Below are 17,967 nucleotides of genomic sequence, written 5' to 3'. Positions count from 1 at the left end.
GAGGCTGTTGAGAAGGATATTCGCCAAAGGTTTGAAAAAAGGATAGGGAGTGGTTCTTTGAAACCTTCAACTAACCGAATGTTAAACCGCATCAAATGTATCTACATGTTTATTCGCGATCACGGCACAGTCACTACGCAAGAACTTGTAGAGGAATTTGGCATCACTCCTCGCACAATACAACGAGATTTAAATGTTTTGGCCTATAATGACTTGGTCATCAGCCCAAGCCGCGGAAAATGGACAACGACCCAAAAGAAAGTGAAGTTGTCATCTTAATAGAATGTCATGTGAAATAGCACGTGCAAATGCGCGTGCTATTAATTTTTTCGTTTTTTATAAAGGCTCTTTTCTAAAACATTGTTCCTTTTCTACCGTAAAAAACTACTTCATGTAAGAAGCAATGGCTTACTACTCAAACACACATCGCACTGGTCACATACAGCCTTTCTATTAACTCATCTCTTACAAAAATAACTTCCCCCGGTCGCGTAAAGCAAAACAACAATGTTTACCGAAACAGCCTTTATAAATGAAAACTCGCCGATTGGCGAGTACGTTAGTACGAAGACAGAGCCGTAGTTAATTTATGCTATTAGCTAAAAAAGAAAGCAGCAAAGGTACTGACTATCGCTGTTTGGAATTAGCGTCCATCCTGGTTATTGTATAGTAACGTTTGGGCGATCCCAGTGAAGTATTCCGACTCCCTGATAATATGATCCAATACAACCTTGGCTGTTGCGTTGGCGCTGACTGCGGCACTCTCAGTTTTTATTTGCCTGCATAATTGGATAAATTGATCACTTTGCTGCAAACAAAAGGTAACGAGTTGCATAACATGCTGATACAATTCCTGAGTAACCTGGGCCCCGGAACGAATCACAGTTTCAATATACCGGACAACCTGCTGATGTGTTTCAGCAAGGGCTGCCTCCCATTTTTTCAATGCATCGACAAACTCTTGCTCCAGTCCCTTGACGAGTTCGCGAATAACGACCGTATGCTCCTCCTCCTGATGCTTCCAAAATTCCGCTTCATCCAATATCCGTAACGGCATTTGATTCCCATAATAAAATTGCATGGACATCCCCCTAATTTAGACTCAGTTCAATGTATGGGATGAGCTGTGAAAATATTCGTTTGTTTGTCCCAAATCGGTTTTCGGGAGTGGTACAATAGTAGAAAAATGGTTTGAGGTCATATTTATGGACTTGATGAGAAATCGATATTTAAGAGGCTTTCACATTAAAAGAAATGAGATTCCTTCCTTTAAAGAATATCCTTTTAATCTGCCATGTATAAAAGAATTGGAGGAACTGCATTTTCATCCAAAGGTGACATTTTTAATAGGTGAAAACGGAATGGGGAAATCCACTTTATTGGAGGCGATCGCCGTTGCACTAGGATTTAACCCGGAGGGCGGCTCATTAAACTTCAATTTTTCTACCTTTGATTCACATTCATCGCTGAGCGATTATATACAAATTATCAAGGGGATTGATAGACCCCGGGATGGATTTTTCCTTCGGGCCGAAAGCTTTTACAATGTTGCTTCCAATATTGAAGAAATGGACAGTCAGGGAGGCCGCGGTCGACCTGTCATTGATTCATTTGGCGGGGTATCCCTTCATGAACAATCACATGGCGAGGCGTTTTTTGCTACGTTTATCCATCGGTTTGGCGGCAGCGGCATTTATATCTTGGACGAGCCGGAGGCTGCCTTATCACCGCTCCGTCAGATGTCGATGCTGACAAGGATCCATGATTTGGTCGAGGCGGATTCGCAGTTTATTATTGCAACTCATTCGCCGATTATAATGGCCTATCCGGATGCAAAGATTTTTGAATTTACTGAGGATGGTATCCGGGAGAGCAGGCTTGAGGACACAAACCATTATCGTCTCATGAAACAATTTTTTGAGGATAAAAACCGGATGATTCATCATTTGTTGAATGAATGAGATTAATGCGTCCCGGCCTGAGTAGCTTCATAATGACGCGTTCACCTCGGTCTTTCTCCAGATCGCGTCATATGAAACGCTCTTATGACGCGTTCACCTCGGTCTTTCTCCAGATCGCGTCATATGAAGGGCTCTTATGACGCTTTCACCTCGGTTTTTCTCTGGTACGCGTCATATGAAGGGCTTTTATGACGTGTTCGACTCGGTTTTTCTCTGGTACGCGTCATATGAAGGGCTCTTATGACGCGTTTGACTCGGTTTTTCTCTGGTACGCGTCATATGAAGGGCTCTTATGACGCTTTCACCTCGGTTTTTCTCTGGTACGCGTCATATGAAGGGCTTTTATGACGTGTTCGACTCCGTTTTTCTCCAGATCGCGTCATATGAAGGGCTCTTATGACGCGTTCGACTCCGTTTTTCTCTGGTACGCGTCATATGAAGGGCTCTTATGACGCGTTTGACTCGGTTTTTCTCTGGTACGCGTCATATGAAGGGCTCTTATGACGCGTTCACCTCGGTTTTTCTCTGGTACGCGTCATATGAAGGGCTCTTATGACGCGTTTGACTCGGTTTTTCTCTGGTACGCGTCATATGAAGGGCTCTTATGACGTGTTCGACTCCGTTTTTCTCCAGATCGCGTCATATGAAGGGCTCTTATGACGCGTTCGACTCGGTTTTTCTCCAGATCGCGTTATATGAAGGGCTCTTATGACGCGTTCGACTCCGTTTTTCTCCAGATCGCGTCATATGAAGGGCTCTTATGACGCGTTCACCTCGGTCTTTCTCCAGATCGCGTCATATGAAGAGCTCTTATGACGCGTTCGACTCCGTTTTTCTCTGGTACGCGTCATATGAAGGGCTCTTATGACGCTTTCACCTCGGTCTTTCTCCAGATCGCGTCATATGAAGAGCTCTTATGACCCGTTCGACTCCGTTTTTCTCTGGTACGCGTCATATGAAGGGCTCTTATGACGCTTTCACCTCGGTCTTTCTCCAGATCGCGTCATATGAAGGGCTCTTATGACGCTTTCACCTCGGTCTTTCTCCAGATCGCGTCATATGAAGGGCTCTTATGACGCTTTCACCTCGGTTTTTCTCTGGTACGCGTCATATGAAGGGCTTTTATGACGTGTTCGACTCGGTTTTTCTCCAGATCGCGTCATATGAAGGGCTCTTATGACGACTAGAGCGGATTGGCTCCCCAACCCGCTTCCATCCTTTGGCTATTCAATCAAGTTTAGTAATATAAATCAGATAATATTTTTCCCGTAAAAAATCTCATCCATCTCGAACTTGATTCTTTCGGTAATTTCAATATGCTCTTCCGGTGTAAGTTTATCTTTTGTATAGCCAAACAGGTAATTGTTCAAATCAAATTCCCTCAGTTTGCATTTTGTGTGAAAGATGTTCTCCTGATACACATTAACGTCAATCATATCAAACATTTCAATCAAATCGTCCGGGATGTAGTTTTGGATTGAGCTGATTTCATGGTCAATAAATAGCTTATACCCATCCTTGTTCCTAGTAAAACCGCGAACCCGGTAATCTATCGTCATGACGTCGGTTTCAAACGAGCGAATCAAATAATGAAGCGCCTTAAGCGGTGAAATTTCGCCGCAGGTGGAAACATCGATATCCGCCCGAAACGTACTGATCCCCTCATCCGGATGATATTCAGGATACGTATGAACGGTTATATGGCTTTTATCCAACTGGAGCACTACAGACTCCATTAGAGGACCCGGCGATTCTTCAAAAATTTCAGAAGGCGGATTCTCGACAGGAGCCTCTGAAACTAACAGCGTTACACTTGCCCCAGCAGGCTCAAAATCTTGGCTTGCGATATTTAGAACATGGGCCCCAATAATATCGGCAACGTTTTTTAAAATTTTGGTCAACCTATCAGCGCTGTATTGCTCATCAATATATTGCAAATAGGCTTCCCGTTCTTCCCTTGTCCTTGTAAAACAAATATCATACATATTAAAACTCAACGATTTCGTCAGGTTATTGAAGCCATGCAGTTCAAGTGCCTTTTCATGTGTTAATTTCATAAACACTTCCCCCTACTTTCCAAAAATAAAAATTGCTTTTTCGTCTGTAAATATTATTAATTTACCCATATCCCCCCATTTTTATGGAAACCTTTTTGACAAACAGGAGAAACTTCCTGTTTTTCTTTCATATTCGGCGGCAATGAAGATAAAAATAATTGGAGGTCTGACAATGAGGTGACATGATGAAAAAACAATTTGCATTATTTCTTATGTGTTTACTGCTATTACCTGCTTACGCAAAAGCAGAAACATCTATGGACAAAGTAAAGGTGGCTTTTGTCAGGGACGGTTTCCTCTGGACGAAAATCAACGGAAAGGAAGAAAAAATTACAAAAGAGCCATACAAAATGATGGACCCGCCGCAATGGTCCCGTGACGGGAAATGGATCCTGTATCAGTTTGAGCCAAAAGAAAAAATCAACCCGAATTTGGAATCACAAACGGAAATCTGGGTCTATAACACTGAAACAAAACAGCATAAACGGATTACCTATGATGGTTCAAATCCCAAATGGTCACCGGTTGAAAACATTGTTGCCTTTAAAAGCGGCGGGGTGTTGAATGTCTCGAACCTTGATCATTTTTATAATATTGCGCTAGGTGTCGGCGATTATAATTGGTTCCCAAACGGACAAGCCTTTATTACTTCCTCCGGCGCAACCTTAAGGCCTGACGGATGGACGAATCCGATTCTTTATAAAATAAGGCTTGAAAAGGATTTAGACAAAATCAAGAGTCTGACGGAAAATGTTGAAAAGTTTTACACCATCCCCAGCGAGCTCCAAAAAGGGAACATAAGTCTATTGGCAATTGACGCCACCGGGTTCAAATTTTCACCTGATGGAAAATGGATTTCGTTTATGGTCAGCCCGACCGCTTCTTGGTCGATGGACAGCAATTTTGTTTGCGTTGTTTCATCCGACGGGAAAACCTTCGAGGCCCTCGACGAAATCATTTGGGAAGTCGGCGCGCCCAAATGGGCATACCAACAAAATCGCATCGGCTACATAGCCGGCGGCGGCAGAATTGTTTCCGGTTTTAAAAATAAGGATATGAAAGTAACCGATTTGCCGGCGTTTCAGACCATCAGCCTGACACCCGCCCATTTTGCAGAATTAGGATTCACCTGGAAGGATGATCAGTCTCTTTTTGTCTCACGGGTCAGGGAAAGCGAATGGTCCAACAATGAAAAACTAAGGCCAGACCCGTCATTGTTTTATATAAAAATTGGTGACCAAAAGCAATCGCAGATTACCCATCCTCCTAAGGAATATGGTGATTACAACCCGATCTTTCTTTCGACAGTCAATAAATTAACCTGGCTGAGGTATAAAGATATTGCTGACCTAAAAAGAGATTTATGGATCGCCGATGCAAAAGGGAAAAATTCAAAGCTTTGGATTAAGGATGTCGAAGGATATGATTTTTTTGAAATGAAATGAGCAGCTTTATTTATAATAATTATAATTTAATATTGATTATAAAATTATATATGTTACAATTAATACAGATGATAAATAGGAGGAAAAATAAATGACATTAGAACAAGCTCTAAACCAACAAATCGCGAACTGGAATGTATTATATACAAAGCTTCACCATTTCCACTGGTACGTAAAAGGCCCTCACTTCTTTACGTTACATGCGAAATTTGAAGAATTATATGAGGGAGCTGCAGAAACGATTGATGAATTTGCTGAACAATTGCTCACCATCGGCGGCAACCCCGTTTCCACTTTAAAAGAATATCTTGAGCTTGCAACAATTAAAGAAACAACTGAAAAATTAACTGCAGAAGAAATGGTTCAAGCAATTGTTAAAGATTTCGAACAAATCATTAGCGAGCTAAAAGCTGGGATTGAAATCGCTGTAACAAGCCATGACGATGTAACCAGTGATATGTTCGTGGACTTAATGGGTAAACTCAGCAAGCATAATTGGATGTTAAAGTCATTCTTAGGTGCTTAATATTAAAGGTCGATATAAAAAGCAGCCATTCACACACGGCTGCTTTTTTACGTTACTTGATAATTTTTTAAAAGTTCGACTTCTTCATCAGTTAACTCCCGGTATTCACCGAGCTCCAGCGTTTCATCCAGCTTCAATGGTCCCATTGACATTCGCTGTAAATAAACAACTCTTTTCCCGACGGCTTCAAACATCCTTTTCACCTGATGAAATTTTCCTTCGGTAATCGTTAATTCGATATCGGAACGAATCCCGGATTTTATAATTTTTAACTCGCCAGGCTTGGTATGATATCCGTCATCCAGTACGACACCTTTGGCAAAAGCTTCAACATCCTCTTCTGTTACCTCCCGGTCAATCACCGCAAAATATGTTTTCGGGACATGCTTTTTCGGTGATAGCAGTCGATGTGCCAGCTGCCCGTCATTGGTAATCAACAGCAAGCCCTCCGTATCCTTGTCAAGTCTGCCGACCGGAAACGGCTCATACACTTGGTCTTCAAGCTCCAGCAAATCGATCACGGTTTCATCGTGATGGTCTTCCGTAGCGGAAATGACTCCTGGCGGCTTGTTCATCATTAAATAAATATATTCCTTGTATTGGATCGCTTCGCCATTTAAAGTTACGGTTTGTGTATTGGGGTCGACGTGCTGTTTAGCATCCTTGACCACGGCATCTTCCACTTTGACCGCTCCGCTTTTTAACAGCTGCTTGACTTCCTTGCGGCTGCCATAGCCCAGGTTGGCAAGCAATTTATCAATTCTCAACGCCCCGTCTCCTTCCAAGTCTTAATTTTGTCAGTACCTTATCCAACCTGTCGCCAAATAGCCGGCGGGCAAGGCCAGATTTTAAGCCAAGATAGAAATAAATTGCCGCCCCGGCTCCGGCACTGATTAGGATCATGATGACTGATTGAATTTTGGATTCTGGTGAAAGGAATAACAATAATAGTTTATAGACAATTCCGGTTCCGCCCCACATTAAACCAACAAAAATCGCAATCAGCAAACTTCTTCGCCAAACAAGTCGGAATGGATAACCGGAATAAACCTTTATTACAATTAAGTTGATTAAAATAGCCGCTGTGTATCCCAAAGTAGTGGCAAGGATGGCGCCTTTAATTTCCATCGCTTCAATCAACGGAATGTTTAACGTTAATTTTACCAACAAACCGACCAATAAACTTAAAATCGTAAACCGCTGCTCGTTAATGCCCTGCAATATCGCGGCGGTGACGGAATAAAGCGAAAACAAGATGGCAACCGGAGCATAGGTTCTCAATACTTCTGTACCAATTAAATCATGTTGGTAAAAAGCCGTATAAACGGGTTCAGCCAACAATGAAAGGCCAATTGAAGCTGGGAGAGTCAGGAATAATAAAACTTGGAAAGTCTGATTAAGCTGCCGGTTTAAACTTTTTTGATCTCCCGCGACGAACGCCTTGGTGATACTAGGAACAAGCGTTAACGAAAAAGCGGTGGCCAGTGACATTGGGATAATTACAATTTTATGCGATTCAAAGTTCAAAATCGAAAAATAGGACTTCGCCACTTCCCCCAAACCAATCGCTCCCATGGCCTTGCTGAAGGTAGCTTGGTCGATCGCCTGAAACAGCGGGTTTACTATACCAACAAGGACAAACGGTGCGGAATACAGCAAAATCTCCTTATAAATTTCCTTAAGCGAGACATCCATTGTCCCTTTATCTTGTTTCAACAGTTCATCCAAATACGGCTTCCGTTTATACCAATACCAAAATAGAACAAGCAGGCCACCAATCGCCCCAATAAAGGCGGCAAAGGTTGCTACGCTAGCAGCGGTTGCAATCGATCCGTCCAAAAAATGCAGCACAACATAGGCACCGAGAAGAACAAAGGTGATGCGAACAATTTGCTCAACAACCTGGGAAACTGCAGTCGGTCCCATTGACTGATGTCCCTGAAAGAAGCCTCTGATTAAACTCATAAATGGAACGACAATCAACGCAAAGCTGACAGCCCGCATAACGGTAGTAACATCTTCAAGATCCGCCTTTTTACCGCTTGTGCTCATTTCCGCAAGTGTCGGGGCAGCCAAATACATAATCAGAAACGAAACAATACCCGTTGCCAACATGATGATCAGGCCGGATTTAAATAGCTTTCGGCCAACGGCATATTCCTCTAGCGCATTATATTTAGATATGAACTTTGACACAGCAAGTGGAATCCCTGCCGTTGCGACACTGATAAAAACTGTATAGGGAACATAAGAGTATTGATAGAGTACCGTTCCCTCACGGCCGACAATTTGGAAAAAAGGAATAACGTAAATTAATCCGAGAACTTTTGAAAGTATCGTTCCTATTGTTAAAATAAATGTACCTCTTAATAGCTTTGACTGCATATAATCCCTTCCTATTAGAAAGCATAAGCATTCTGGATAACCAAACACATATTCGTATGCATTTTAACAAAATAAATTCGACTTTTTTTGCACACTATGGATAGTTTACAACTTCTTAACTCACGATGCCACTCACAACAGAAGTAAAATGATGAAAAATAGTTTAATTTGTTCATGAAATGTTTATAATTAGTTGAATCTAGTTAAAGTTGGTGGAACGTATGGAATTTGATTGCATTGTCATCGGCGGCGGTCCTTCGGGGCTGATGGCTGCCATTTCCGCTGGGGAAAAAGGGGCAAAAGTATTGTTGATTGATAAAGGAGATAAGCTTGGCCGCAAGCTTGCCATATCCGGCGGTGGGCGCTGCAATGTCACTAATAGGCTCCCCGTTGATGAAATTATTAAGCATATTCCGGGAAACGGCAAATTTTTATATAGCGCCTTTTCGATTTTCAATAATGAGGATATCATTCGCTTCTTCGAAGGCTTGGGCATTGCCTTAAAGGAAGAAGACCACGGCCGGATGTTCCCCGTGTCCGATAAAGCCCAGTCCGTTGTCGAGGCATTATTACAACAATTAGAAAAATTACAAGTTAAGGTTTTTAAAAATAGTCCGGTTGCCGATGTACTATATGAAAACGGACAAGTAATAGGGGTTCTCTTGAAAGACGGTCAAAAAATCAAGGCAAAATCTGTCGTGCTTGCTGTTGGCGGCAAGTCGGTCCCGCATACCGGGTCCACCGGTGACGGCTATGCCTGGGCGGAAAAAGCCGGGCATACCATTACTGAATTGTTCCCGACTGAGGTGCCGGTTACCTCCGCTGAACCATTTATCAAAGATAAAACGCTGCAAGGTTTGTCATTGCGGGATATTCAGTTAAGTGTTTTGAACCCGAAAGGAAAGCCGCTTATCCGCCATCGGATGGATATGATTTTTACCCATTTCGGCATCAGCGGTCCGGCCGTGCTGCGCTGCAGTCAGTTTGTTGTCAAAGCCATGAAAAAGTGGAAATTATCACAAGTAACCGTGAGCCTTGACGCCCTGCCAGACCGGAACGAAGAGGAGCTTTTTCAAGAAATCGTCAAATTGGTTAAAGAAGAACCGAAGAAAAGCATCAAAAATACGTTAAAAGGTTTATTACCGGAACGGTACCTCCTGTTTTTATTAGATCAAAACGACATTGACCCTTCTTCACAAGGGGGAGTCATCTCAAACGAAAAAATCCGGGCATTTGCAAAGAACTGCAAACAATTTCAATTCAAAGTAAATGGAACCTTGTCAATTGAAAAAGCCTTTGTTACAGGGGGAGGCGTCTCTGTTAAAGAAATAGACCCAAAAACAATGGAATCAAAACTGATGAACGGTTTATTCTTCTGTGGGGAAATCCTTGATGTCCACGGATATACCGGCGGCTATAACATCACTTCGGCATTTGTAACGGGTAGGCTTGCCGGGACGAATGCAGCCATAACCGCAAAAAATAATCGGGCCTGACTTATGAGTGTCAGGCCCGGTAAATAATCATCGCCGAAAAACAATATACCTGGTCATCATCTTCGTCCTCCTGGAAAGCCGTGACATTATATTTAATGTCCAAAAGACTCTTTTCATCCAACCTTCGCAAAAACCGGTTCATTTCACTTTCCAAATCTTTTTCATGCTCTCGGTCAAATAGTTTAACCTGGATCATTGCCCTCTACCTTTCTGTTTTTCTATCATTATTGACAGTCTTTCAGAAAATTAAAAATAGAAGGTAAAAAAAACGGCTCCTTGAGAACCGTTATTCCGTTTCACCTGTCCATTCCAGCATACCGCCTACCATGTTGCGGACCTTGAAGCCTTGCTCTTGCAGGTAATAGCAGACATTCCCGCTGCGTGCGCTGGAACGGCAGATAAAGATATATTCCTTGTCTTTGTCAAAATAGTCGAGGTGTGCCGGGATATCGTTCATGCGAATATGCTTTGCTCCTGGAATCATTCCCATTGCCACCTCATGATCTTCCCGGACATCCACTAGCTCAAGCTTTTCCCCTGCTTCAAGCTTTTTTTGTAACTCCTCTGTTGTTATCGTTTTGATTTCTTCCATTCCACCCAGCCCCTTTAGAAAAACATCCCCCTCTATACCTGGGGGATGTTTTATAAAATTAATTTGCCACAATATTAACCAGCTTGCCAGGAACAGTGATGACCTTGCGAATGGTTTTACCTTCAATCTGTTCCTTCACGCGGTCATCGTCCATCGCAATCCCTTCCATTGCTTCTTTGCTTGCATCAGTTGGTACCAATAGCTTCGCCTTCACTTTGCCATTGACCTGTACCACAATCTCCACTTCATCATCAACCAGTTTTGCTTCATCATATGCTGGCCAAGCCTCATAGGCGATTGTGCCATTATGCCCTAGTCTTTCCCATAATTCTTCGGCAATATGTGGAGCAACCGGGGAAAGAAGTTTGACGAAGCCTTCGACAAAGTGCTTTGGCAGAACCGTTGCTTTATAGGCTTCATTAATGAATACCATCATTTGTGAGATGGCGGTATTAAACCGCAGTCCCTCGTAATCCTCGGTTACTTTTTTCACTGTTTGATGATAAACTTTTTCAAGATTTGAGGCTTCCTCATCCGATTGAATTTTTGGATTCAGTTCCCCATTTTCCTCTACAAATAAACGCCAGATGCGGTCAAGGAAACGGCGTGAACCATCCAGGCCGTTGGTTGACCAGGCAATCGATGCATCAAGCGGTCCCATGAACATTTCATAAAGACGAAGTGTGTCTGCACCATGGCTATGAAGGATGTCATCAGGATTGACAACATTGCCTTTTGATTTACTCATTTTTTCATTGCCTTCGCCCAGAATCATTCCTTGGTTAAACAGCTTTTGGAACGGTTCCTTCGTTGGCACTACGCCGAGATCATATAAAAATTTATGCCAGAATCGTGCGTACAATAAGTGAAGCACTGCATGCTCGGCACCGCCAATATAAATATCAACCGGAAGCCAGTGCTTTAATTTTTCCGGTGACGCTAATTGTTCCTTATTGTTAGGGTCAATATAGCGTAAATAGTACCAGCAGCTGCCGGCCCATTGCGGCATGGTGTTCGTTTCGCGGCGTCCTTTTTTGCCGGTTGCCGGGTCGACAACATTCACCCACTCCTCAATGTTGGCAAGCGGTGACTCACCTGTGCCGGAAGGTTTGATATCGGTTGTTTTTGGCAGCATTAATGGAAGTTCTGCTTCTGGAACCGCAGTGGTTGTGCCATCCTCCCAATGGATAATAGGAATCGGCTCGCCCCAATAACGCTGGCGGCTGAATAACCAGTCGCGTAGGCGGTAAGTGACCTTTTTGGTGCCAATGCTCTTTTCTTCCAACCAGGAAATCATTTTTTGAATCGCGTCCGTTTTATTTAAACCATTTAAAAAGTCGGAATTAACATGTTTTCCATCGCCGGTATAGGCTTCTTTGTCAACATCTCCGCCGGCAACAACCTCTACAATTGGAAGCTCAAATACTTTCGCAAATTCATAGTCGCGCTCATCATGCCCCGGTACAGCCATAATCGCACCGGTACCATAGCTGGCTAATACATAATCGGCAATCCAGATTGGCATTTTCTCGCCGTTTGCCGGATTGATCGCATACGCCCCGGTGAATACGCCCGTTTTTTCCTTTGCCAAGTCAGTGCGCTCAAGGTCGCTCTTTGACTTTACTTTTTCCAAGTAAGCATCTACAGCAGCTCGCTGTTCAGCTGTTGTAATGTCATCGACCAATGTATGCTCAGGTGCAAGCACCGCATATGTCGCTCCAAAAAGTGTATCAGGACGGGTCGTGAATACAGTGAATGTCCCTTCGTGTCCGTCGATTTGGAAGGTTACCTCGGCACCTTCGGAACGGCCGATCCAGTTGCGTTGCATTTCCTTCAAGCTTTCCGGCCAATCAAGTTCTTCAAGGTCTTCCAATAATCGATCGGCATACGCGGTAATTTTTAGAATCCACTGCCGCATCGGACGGCGTTCAACAGGGTGTCCGCCACGTTCACTTTTCCCATCAATGACCTCTTCATTAGCTAATACTGTTCCAAGCGCCGGGCACCAGTTGACTGGCACTTCATCTACGTAGGCTAGCCCTTTTTCCCAAAGCTTTAAGAAAATCCATTGCGTCCATTTATAGTATTCCGGGTCAGTAGTGTTCACTTCGCGGTCCCAGTCGTAGGAAAAACCAAGGGCTTTAATTTGTCTTTTGAACGTTTCAATATTTTTCGCAGTGAATTCAGCCGGGTCGTTGCCGGTATCCAATGCGTATTGTTCTGCCGGCAGACCGAAAGCATCCCAGCCCATTGGATGAAGCACATTGTAGCCCTGCATCCGTTTCATCCGGGAAAGGATATCGGTTGCGGTGTAACCCTCAGGATGTCCGACGTGAAGGCCGGCCCCGGATGGATACGGAAACATATCAAGCGCATAGAATTTCCGTTTATCGTATTCTTCGCTTGTTTTAAACGTTTTTTCTGTTTCCCACTTTTTTTGCCATTTTTTTTCGATTTGCTGATGATCGAAGCTCATGTTAAGTCCTCCTAATTGAATAGCTCAACCAGCTTTGGCTATTCCAATTTTTCTATTTAAAAATAAAAAACCCCTCATCCCAAAATAGGGACGAGAGGATTATGTATCTTCCCGCGGTACCACCCACATTAGTGCATATGCACTCGCTTCATTGAACCTTAACGCGGCAAACGGCTAGCATTACTGTTCTTTCATGCCAGCAACTCCTAGGCGAGTTCATGATTTCCCCGGTTGACTTTTCACCAGCCGTCAACTCTCTACATGCGGTTACAATCACTACTACTCCTACTCACTGTTATTACCTATTAATGTAATAGTTATTTTATTGTATTTTCTTGCAGGATGCAAGCAACTAGCGCCTATTTTCATAATTGACAGGATTGCTTTTTTTTAAACAAGCATTATTAGTTCAAAAGTTTGGGCAAGACATGGGAGATCGTTTTCAGTGGATCACTTGATTGATAGGTTAAACAGAGCATAATTCCGCCTTCAAAGGATGTCGTCATCGTAAGAGCGATTGAATGTGCTTCTGCTTCGGAAAACCCGTCCGAAACCAGTTTCTTTGCCAAAATCTCTTGAATGCGTGTGTAAAGGTCCGCACAGACGATTCGGACAGATTCACTTAGCGTTCCCATTTCACTGACGATGCTAGTAATCGTATTACCTGCAATAGTCCCATCCCGCTCAAAGTCTGCTACCATTTTTTCAATCATTGCTTGCGTGGCCACAAGAGTAGTAGGATATTCTTTATAGACATTCTTGACAATCGTAATAATTGATTCACTCACGGACTTTAGACAGGCGATGAGTATTTCTTCTTTTCCATTCGGAAAATGATGATAGAGCGACCCTTTTGAAATTTTGCATTCTTTTAAGATTTCGGTTACACCTACGCTTTTATATCCTTTTTGCTGGAAAAGAGCAGTCGCGATGTCAATGATCTTTGAGCGTGTATCCATTGCCGCATTGTCCCCTCCATGCTTTTGTTTAATCGTTTATCAGGAATTGTCCATTGTTAAAAATTGCTGCAAGCATCTGGACTTTTCCTGCTGTTACCGCTCCTGTAATTCAAGCCCTGCAATACCGAATCCACCAGGTCCAGCGTGAGTAGAAATCATCGCACCGGCTTGAATCCATTTTACATTTTTGAAACCAGCTACTTTTGCCATTTCATCCATCCGGCGCTTGATACTTTCATCGAGTCCGATAGAATAAAGCAGATAAAGTTGTTCTCTATCAATGCTATATTGATGTAAATAATCCTGCATGAGTTTTTCGGCTACCGCATTCATTTTCCCACGGTATTTTTTCGTAGATACAAGCTTTCCTTCCATTAATTCAATGCATGGCTTTATTTTTAACAAAGCCCCTCCCAGATAAGCAAAGTTACTGACCCTGCCACCTGCTCTTAAAAACTCTAAGCTTCCAGGAATGAATGCCATCCTTGATTTAGGAACCATAGCTTCTATTTTTTCAATTAAGCGCAGTGGTTCAATCGCAGGTTCTTTCTCTAACAAAGTAACCGCATACATGACAATCGCAGCTAATCCACCAGAAACATTCAAAGCGTCAATTAGAAAAAGGTCTGTAAACGCTTCTGCTGCGATGATCGCGTTTTGGAAGGAAGAGGATGCCTTAGATGTATAACCAATATGAATAATGATGCAATCAGGATAATCATCTTTTATTTTCGAAAAAAAATCATGATATTCATGGGGATTTGTCGCTGTGGTAGAAGGTATTTTTTTGGTCCGATCGTAATAGTCATAAATATCCTGTACCGGTAAAAAACCATCTAAATAATCCTGTTCATCCATGATGATATGCATCGGGACCACTTGAACTGCATGCTTGTCAACCCATTCCTTCGGTAAATCCGCACCACTTTCTGTCGATAAAATAATCCTTCTCATTGTCTGCCCCTCTCATCTTACACCGTCATAACGTTCGCACTTCAATGATTATGACTTACTTTAACTATACATTAAAAGGGTAAGCAAAGGGATGAATTTTTACACTTTATTCCGTGTTTTATCTTCAACGAAAAAACCCAGTCATAAGACTGGGGCAAGCAAAATCATTCATTTGGCTGTTTATGAAAAGGAAGGGTTGCTCACTGTGAACCCAAACATATCGTGCTTATTGAACTTTTTCTAAATGACGGACAATTTGCCCATAATGACCCGTAACGTGCCCGACGATTAGATGGTCGACTAAAAATGATAATGGTTTTCCGTCAAAGTTTGGATTATAACTTGGAGCTGTTTTTACCAAGTCCTCTTCTTTCACTTTTGCAAGTGCTCCCTCTACCTTCGGGACTAAGTTTTGTAGTGCAGTTATCGCATCATCCTTTTTAATGCGGGATACAGCGCTTTCGTCTACAGCAGCCAAGCGGCGCACATGTTCATGGTTGCGTCCCCACTTTGCCCCTGGAACGACCAATAGTGCTTCCAAATCTGCAACCCAAAATTCTACTGCTTCTAATATATGAGAAACAATTTGCATCGCTGACCACTCTTTTTCTGATGGTTTAATGTAAAGTACAGCCTCATCCGTGTTGTTCAGTACCGCCACAATATCATCGATACTTTTTTTAAACAGTTCCACTTTTTCATTCAGTACTGCTGTTGTCATCGATTACGCCTCCTCTAAGCCCCTAGCGATCTACCCTTTGGTAATTTTTCTTGAAATAGCCATATAAGAAATCTACATTATGATAATCAGTTGGTTTGTGTTGTGCGAAAAGCCGGTCACGAAGCAGGACGACAAGGGGATCCTCTGCGTGAATGGTTTCGCCCCATTTACGAGCTGATGTTTGTACCATTGCTGAACGCGGAATCCGAATTTCTTGGTATGCTTTAAACGCTTCTTCAAATGATTGATTTTTCTTTAATTCTTCTCCCAATACAAACGCATCTTCGAGTGCCTGAACGCCGCCCTGTGCTAAATATTGAAGCATGGCATGACCAGAATCCCCCAATAGCGTAATGTTGCCTTTTGTCCAATTATCAATTGGCTCACGGTCATACATTTGCCAGCGGAATTGCCGGTTAATGTATTCAAGAGCATTTTGCACTTTTGGATGGCTATTTTCAAAACGACGAGCCATTTCTTTAGGTGTTCCCCAGTCTTCAACAGTAGCATCATAGGATTTAAATACTACGACTTGATTATAAAGCTCACCGCGTCTGACCGGATATTGCACTAAGTGAAGGTTTGGTCCAATCCACATGATGACATCATCTAAATCCAAGTTTGCGTTAGTTGACACTTCTTCAATAGGTATAGTTCCTCGATAAGCTACATACGCAGAGTTTACTGGCTGGTCATCGACCAATAACTTGCGCATTTTTGACTTAACCCCATCCGCACCAATAACCGCTTCTGCAGTGAACGTCTCACCACTTTGGTTAACAATTGTGACAGTATTGCCGTTTTGTTCTGCTGTTTGAATCGTTTGATTTGTAAAGAATTGAATATTCGGGCGTTTTTGGCATGCTTCATAAAGAACTCTATGCAAGTCAGACCGATGCAATACGATATAAGGCTGACCGAATTCTTTTTGGAACCCTTCCCCTAAATCAAGGGTTGCTAATTCCTTTGCTGTATAAACATCTTTTAGGACAAGACGTTTTGGAAACACCGAATGTTTTAAGATCTCTTCCTTTACACCTAGACGGTCTAAAACTTCGATCGCGTTTGGTGCTAACTGAATACCTGCCCCTACTTCCCCAAATTCAGGTGCCTGCTCAAAAATGGCGATTGATTTACCAGTTTCCTGGATTGCTAGAGCAGCTGCCAAACCGCCAATTCCACCACCAACAATTATAATATCGCTTACATTTGCCATTAAAAATCCCTCCTAATCAAGTTATTATATTCTATAAATAGTGAACATTGTTCCTAATAAGTAAACATTAACCCATCCTTCGCCTTCTCGTCAATTATTTTTTCTGAAAATATATAATATTGACATTTTTCTCGAAATCATATAAAATTTTCATAAATAGTGAACAAGATTCATTAATTATGAAAAAGAGGAGGCCGCTATGAAACTTATTAATTTTACCGTCGCTGGACACACACGTGCAGGGGCAATCGTTGATAATCGAGTAATTGACCTGAACTATGCCTATCAAGCACAGTTAAAAGCAGAGGGGAAATACCGCTACGAAGCCATTGCAAACGCATTTGTTCCTGAAAATACAGATGGGTTATACCAAGGTGGCAACGAATCGCTTCAGCTGGCGCAAAAGGCAATTGATTTTATTTTAGCTAATCCCGAAAGCTTTGATAAAAAAGTCATTTATAATCGTGATCAAGTGAAGATAGAAGCGCCGGTTCGAAAGCCAGGCAAAATTATTTGCGTCGGTCACAACTACCGCGAGCACATCTTGGAGATGGGTCGTGAGCTCCCATCGAACCCCGTTATTTTTGCAAAGTTTGCCAATACCATCTTAGGGCCAGAGGACGATATTCCACACTATCCTATTTCTGACCAGCTTGACTATGAGGCAGAGTTTACTTTTGTTGTCGGCAAACAAGCCCGAAATGTTTCCGAAGAAGATGCCTTGAATTATGTAGCCGGTTATACGATTACAAATGACGTGACCTATCGCGATATCCAGCGGCGCACCCTTCAATGGCTGCAAGGAAAAACAGTAGATGGCAGTGCGCCAATGGGGCCATATTTAGTTACTTCTGATGAATTGACAAATCCATCCGGATTGGATGTTGTCCTGAAAGTAAATGGTGAAGTGCGTCAAAAAACGAATACTGCCAATCTAGTATTCTCGGTTCAAAAATTAGTATCTTTCCTATCAAATTTAATGACGCTGGAGCCGGGAGATGTTGTATTAACAGGAACTCCCGGAGGCGTTGGCGTTGCGATGAATCCTCCGCAATTCTTAAAGGATGGAGACGTCGTTACCATTGAAATAGACCAAATTGGGGTGCTAGAAAATAAAGTTACAGCGGTAGAAGTAGCCGCCACTGTTTAATAGTAGAGGCAAGGGGCTAAGCAGCAATA

Annotated in this window: 17 protein-coding genes and 1 other annotated feature; of the genes, 6 read left to right on the top strand and 11 right to left on the bottom strand. The window is 42.6% G+C overall.

Annotated features, from left to right (window positions below; all coding sequences use genetic code 11):
- The first annotated feature begins 57 nt into the window (after positions 1–57).
- A complete protein-coding gene (locus tag M3234_RS19735; RefSeq protein WP_066313787.1) occupies positions 58–279 on the top strand; it encodes a DeoR family transcriptional regulator in 222 nt (73 codons plus the stop codon).
- 364 nt (positions 280–643) lie between these two features.
- Here M3234_RS19735 and M3234_RS19730 read toward each other — a convergent pair whose 3' ends face one another.
- The gene (locus M3234_RS19730; protein ID WP_262306366.1) at positions 644–1,081 is read right to left on the bottom strand and encodes a DUF2935 domain-containing protein; all 438 of its coding nucleotides are present in this window, start codon (positions 1,079–1,081) and stop codon (positions 644–646) included.
- Positions 1,082–1,205: 124 nt separating this feature from the next.
- Here M3234_RS19730 and M3234_RS19725 point away from each other — a divergent pair, with 124 nt between their 5' ends.
- A complete protein-coding gene (locus tag M3234_RS19725; protein WP_262306365.1) occupies positions 1,206–1,961 on the top strand; it encodes an AAA family ATPase in 756 nt (251 codons plus the stop codon).
- 1,250 nt (positions 1,962–3,211) lie between these two features.
- On the opposite strand, the gene speD is transcribed toward M3234_RS19725, so the two are convergent.
- On the bottom strand, positions 3,212–4,018 hold the full coding sequence (gene speD / locus M3234_RS19720; protein WP_066311061.1) for an adenosylmethionine decarboxylase: 807 nt from the start codon (positions 4,016–4,018) through the stop codon (positions 3,212–3,214).
- A 182-nt stretch (positions 4,019–4,200) separates the two neighbouring features.
- Between speD and M3234_RS19715 the strand changes: the two genes are divergently transcribed.
- Positions 4,201–5,463, top strand: a complete 1,263-nt coding sequence (locus M3234_RS19715; protein ID WP_262306364.1) for a TolB family protein — start codon at positions 4,201–4,203, stop codon at positions 5,461–5,463.
- Positions 5,464–5,554: 91 nt separating this feature from the next.
- Positions 5,555–5,989: a Dps family protein gene (locus tag M3234_RS19710; RefSeq protein ID WP_262306363.1), complete on the top strand. Its 435-nt coding sequence runs from the start codon at positions 5,555–5,557 to the stop codon at positions 5,987–5,989.
- 47 nt (positions 5,990–6,036) lie between these two features.
- On the opposite strand, the gene M3234_RS19705 is transcribed toward M3234_RS19710, so the two are convergent.
- Both M3234_RS19705 and M3234_RS19700 read right to left on the bottom strand, forming a co-directional pair.
- Entirely contained in the window at positions 6,037–6,756 is a 720-nt protein-coding gene (locus M3234_RS19705; protein ID WP_262306362.1) for a pseudouridine synthase, read from the bottom strand.
- Positions 6,746–8,374: a putative polysaccharide biosynthesis protein gene (locus tag M3234_RS19700; RefSeq protein WP_262306361.1), complete on the bottom strand. Its 1,629-nt coding sequence runs from the start codon at positions 8,372–8,374 to the stop codon at positions 6,746–6,748. Before M3234_RS19700 ends, M3234_RS19705 begins: the two co-directional genes overlap by 11 nt.
- Before the next feature lie 221 nt (positions 8,375–8,595).
- Between M3234_RS19700 and M3234_RS19695 the strand changes: the two genes are divergently transcribed.
- Entirely contained in the window at positions 8,596–9,870 is a 1,275-nt protein-coding gene (locus M3234_RS19695) for a BaiN/RdsA family NAD(P)/FAD-dependent oxidoreductase (RefSeq protein ID WP_262306360.1), read from the top strand.
- A gap of 10 nt (positions 9,871–9,880) precedes the next feature.
- Here M3234_RS19695 and M3234_RS19690 read toward each other — a convergent pair whose 3' ends face one another.
- The 7 genes from M3234_RS19690 to M3234_RS19660 form a co-directional block, all read right to left on the bottom strand.
- Positions 9,881–10,066, bottom strand: coding sequence for a sporulation protein Cse60 (locus tag M3234_RS19690; protein WP_066311039.1), 186 nt, complete (start codon positions 10,064–10,066; stop codon positions 9,881–9,883).
- 90 nt (positions 10,067–10,156) lie between these two features.
- A complete protein-coding gene (locus M3234_RS19685) occupies positions 10,157–10,462 on the bottom strand; it encodes a rhodanese-like domain-containing protein (protein WP_262306359.1) in 306 nt (101 codons plus the stop codon).
- A 58-nt stretch (positions 10,463–10,520) separates the two neighbouring features.
- Positions 10,521–12,938 (bottom strand): leucine--tRNA ligase, encoded by a 2,418-nt coding sequence (leuS, locus tag M3234_RS19680; RefSeq protein WP_262306358.1) that lies wholly within the window; start codon positions 12,936–12,938, stop codon positions 10,521–10,523.
- A gap of 83 nt (positions 12,939–13,021) precedes the next feature.
- Positions 13,022–13,240, bottom strand: a binding site (T-box leader).
- A 102-nt stretch (positions 13,241–13,342) separates the two neighbouring features.
- Entirely contained in the window at positions 13,343–13,897 is a 555-nt protein-coding gene (locus tag M3234_RS19675) for a TetR/AcrR family transcriptional regulator (protein ID WP_262306357.1), read from the bottom strand.
- A gap of 93 nt (positions 13,898–13,990) precedes the next feature.
- Positions 13,991–14,851, bottom strand: coding sequence for a DegV family protein (locus tag M3234_RS19670; RefSeq protein WP_262306356.1), 861 nt, complete (start codon positions 14,849–14,851; stop codon positions 13,991–13,993).
- A 226-nt stretch (positions 14,852–15,077) separates the two neighbouring features.
- On the bottom strand, positions 15,078–15,572 hold the full coding sequence (locus tag M3234_RS19665) for a DinB family protein (RefSeq protein WP_262306355.1): 495 nt from the start codon (positions 15,570–15,572) through the stop codon (positions 15,078–15,080).
- A 22-nt stretch (positions 15,573–15,594) separates the two neighbouring features.
- Positions 15,595–16,788: an FAD-dependent monooxygenase gene (locus M3234_RS19660; RefSeq protein WP_262306354.1), complete on the bottom strand. Its 1,194-nt coding sequence runs from the start codon at positions 16,786–16,788 to the stop codon at positions 15,595–15,597.
- Between the two features lie 199 nt (positions 16,789–16,987).
- On the opposite strand from M3234_RS19660, the gene M3234_RS19655 reads away from it, so the two are divergent.
- On the top strand, positions 16,988–17,938 hold the full coding sequence (locus M3234_RS19655; RefSeq protein ID WP_262306353.1) for a fumarylacetoacetate hydrolase family protein: 951 nt from the start codon (positions 16,988–16,990) through the stop codon (positions 17,936–17,938).
- The last annotated feature ends 29 nt before the right edge of the window (positions 17,939–17,967 follow it).

The sequence above is a fragment of the Neobacillus niacini genome (assembly GCF_023715785.1).
In the GTDB taxonomy this organism is placed as follows: domain Bacteria; phylum Bacillota; class Bacilli; order Bacillales; family Cytobacillaceae; genus Neobacillus; species Neobacillus niacini_E.
The sequence above is the reverse complement of the archived record's forward strand: the minus strand, read 5'-3'. Positions and strand labels throughout refer to the sequence as shown.

What these genes read in the sequence shown, in the direction of transcription:
- M3234_RS19715 (WP_262306364.1), top strand. Translation starts at nt 4,201, where the DNA reads ATGATGAAAAAACAATTTGCATTATTTCTTATGTGTTTACTGCTATTA.
- M3234_RS19710 (WP_262306363.1), top strand. Translation starts at nt 5,555, where the DNA reads ATGACATTAGAACAAGCTCTAAACCAACAAATCGCGAACTGGAATGTA.
- M3234_RS19670 (WP_262306356.1), bottom strand. Translation starts at nt 14,851, where the DNA reads ATGAGAAGGATTATTTTATCGACAGAAAGTGGTGCGGATTTACCGAAG.
- leuS (WP_262306358.1), bottom strand. Translation starts at nt 12,938, where the DNA reads ATGAGCTTCGATCATCAGCAAATCGAAAAAAAATGGCAAAAAAAGTGG.
- M3234_RS19700 (WP_262306361.1), bottom strand. Translation starts at nt 8,374, where the DNA reads ATGCAGTCAAAGCTATTAAGAGGTACATTTATTTTAACAATAGGAACG.
- M3234_RS19655 (WP_262306353.1), top strand. Translation starts at nt 16,988, where the DNA reads ATGAAACTTATTAATTTTACCGTCGCTGGACACACACGTGCAGGGGCA.
- M3234_RS19695 (WP_262306360.1), top strand. Translation starts at nt 8,596, where the DNA reads ATGGAATTTGATTGCATTGTCATCGGCGGCGGTCCTTCGGGGCTGATG.
- M3234_RS19665 (WP_262306355.1), bottom strand. Translation starts at nt 15,572, where the DNA reads ATGACAACAGCAGTACTGAATGAAAAAGTGGAACTGTTTAAAAAAAGT.
- M3234_RS19660 (WP_262306354.1), bottom strand. Translation starts at nt 16,788, where the DNA reads ATGGCAAATGTAAGCGATATTATAATTGTTGGTGGTGGAATTGGCGGT.
- speD (WP_066311061.1), bottom strand. Translation starts at nt 4,018, where the DNA reads ATGAAATTAACACATGAAAAGGCACTTGAACTGCATGGCTTCAATAAC.
- M3234_RS19725 (WP_262306365.1), top strand. Translation starts at nt 1,206, where the DNA reads ATGGACTTGATGAGAAATCGATATTTAAGAGGCTTTCACATTAAAAGA.
- M3234_RS19690 (WP_066311039.1), bottom strand. Translation starts at nt 10,066, where the DNA reads ATGATCCAGGTTAAACTATTTGACCGAGAGCATGAAAAAGATTTGGAA.
- M3234_RS19730 (WP_262306366.1), bottom strand. Translation starts at nt 1,081, where the DNA reads ATGCAATTTTATTATGGGAATCAAATGCCGTTACGGATATTGGATGAA.
- M3234_RS19675 (WP_262306357.1), bottom strand. Translation starts at nt 13,897, where the DNA reads ATGGATACACGCTCAAAGATCATTGACATCGCGACTGCTCTTTTCCAG.
- M3234_RS19685 (WP_262306359.1), bottom strand. Translation starts at nt 10,462, where the DNA reads ATGGAAGAAATCAAAACGATAACAACAGAGGAGTTACAAAAAAAGCTT.